Source organism: Rhodococcus jostii NBRC 16295 (assembly GCF_001894825.1).
GTDB classification, from domain to species: domain Bacteria; phylum Actinomycetota; class Actinomycetes; order Mycobacteriales; family Mycobacteriaceae; genus Rhodococcus_F; species Rhodococcus_F jostii.
On sequence record NZ_BCWY01000220.1, the window covers coordinates 1 to 1728 of the forward strand.

Below are 1728 nucleotides of genomic sequence, written 5' to 3' on the forward strand. Positions count from 1 at the left end.
GTACTTAGCCCGAATGCACCGATTCGTTGATGTTGTCGCTGTGAATTCCGTTGTGTGGCAGCGGGTGGGGTGTGGGCGTGGGTGATCGTCCGACCTCTCGTGTCGGGTTGTTCCACTGGGTCTTTCGCATCGAGGGTGGGCATGTGTGACCGGTGTTAGGTGATGATCGGCTGATTTCGACCGAAGGTGCTGTCAAACAAGTTGTGCCACGCTGTTTCCCACGGCCAGTGCGTGGGTAGGTGCAGCGTCAACCTCCGGGCGGAGGAAGCGATGCGTGCGGGGACCGAGACGAGGGTGCGCCGGAGGGTGCCGGTGGTCGCTTTCGTCAGTTTGGGATCGCCGGTGAGGGTGGCGGCGGCGCGGGTCAGGTTGAATGCCATCACCGCGGCGACGAGCCAGGCGGCGTTCGCTGAAAACGAGTTCGACGGTAGATGCGCGAGAGCGGAGTTCTTCAGATCCGCGTGCACCTGCTCGATGACGGCGTGCTGACGGTGGGTTTTGTCGGCGGCGACGGTATCGAGCTCGTCGGGGTCGGTGGTGGTGAAGAACGCGTGGAACCGCCAGATGTCGAACAACGTGCCCTGGCCCTGGTCCTTGGGCGGTCGCAGGTCGGGGATGCGGCGCACCACCAGCCGACCGGGGATCTGGTGGGCCTTCTTCTGGGAGGTGAACGCGGTGAACGGTATCTCCGCGACCTCCGCCCGCGAGATCCAGGTGTCGGTGCCCTCGTCGTAGACGGCGTCGGTGTACTCGATCGGCGTCCACGCGGACTCGTCGGCGTCGATGGATGCGATCGCACGTTTGATGGTGGAGGTCAGGCGCACCGTGACCGACACATCGGCGCCGGCGCGGAGCGCGGCACCAATGGTGGGATGGCCGTAGAACGCCGAATCGCACCGAATCAGGGGTTTCGACGCGCCGTCACCGCACGAGCAGCCAACGTGCGCCCCGCGGGCCTGGGAACGCAGCCGGTCGACGGTGGTCAGGGCGTCGGCGACCATGCGGGCGGCGCCGCGCGGGGAGCCGCAGGCGCCTCGGCGCAGGCGTTGGGTGAGGATCACCGGCGCAGCGGTCTCTGTGGTGACGGTGGTGATGAGGGCGTTGAGTCCGCGGATCCCGGAGTAGCCGTATCCGGAGCCTTGTTTGCCGTGGCCGTGGACTTCGATGATCGTATCGTCGATATCGACCAGGATTCGCCCGGTGTCGATGCCGCTGACCAGCGGGGTTTTCTCGGCGAGGTTGCTCAGGAACCGCGAGGCGACGGCGTCGAGTTGCCGGACGTGTCCGAAGGTGAACTGGCGAAGGAACGATCCCAGGGTCGACGGTGCGTAGGGTCGATCGAATATCGTTCCCATCGCCCCGTGCCGCAGGATCGCCAGGTCGGCGATGCTGTCGGCGCCCGCGACCATCCCACCGACCAGCGAGGCGACCTTGCGGCCCGGGTTGGCGCCCTTGTCGGTCGGCACGCTCAGGTGCTGATCGGCGAGGGTGAGCAGGCCGCTGGCCTGCGCCAATGCCATCACCGGGACCAGTCCCGCGGTCGACATCAGATTAGGGTCGTCGAACCTCGCCGCCGCGACGGGCCGGGTATGAGATAGTTGCATCTACGAGATGCCCTTCGTCGTGGCCGAATTGTTTCTGTGAGAAGTTCAATTCTTTCACTACGACAGGGCATTTCGCCGTTACGACCCACCCACGGACTCGTCCAGATCGGTGCATCCAGGCTTA

At 65.4% G+C, this 1728-nt stretch carries 1 protein-coding gene; it reads right to left on the minus strand.

Annotation, left to right across the window (positions count from 1 at the left end):
* Nucleotides 1-155: 155 nt before the first annotated feature.
* Complete coding sequence (locus tag RJ1_RS44835; protein WP_073371159.1) at nt 156-1604, minus strand: IS1380 family transposase; 1449 nt, start codon at nt 1602-1604, stop codon at nt 156-158.
* Nucleotides 1605-1728 lie beyond the last annotated feature (124 nt).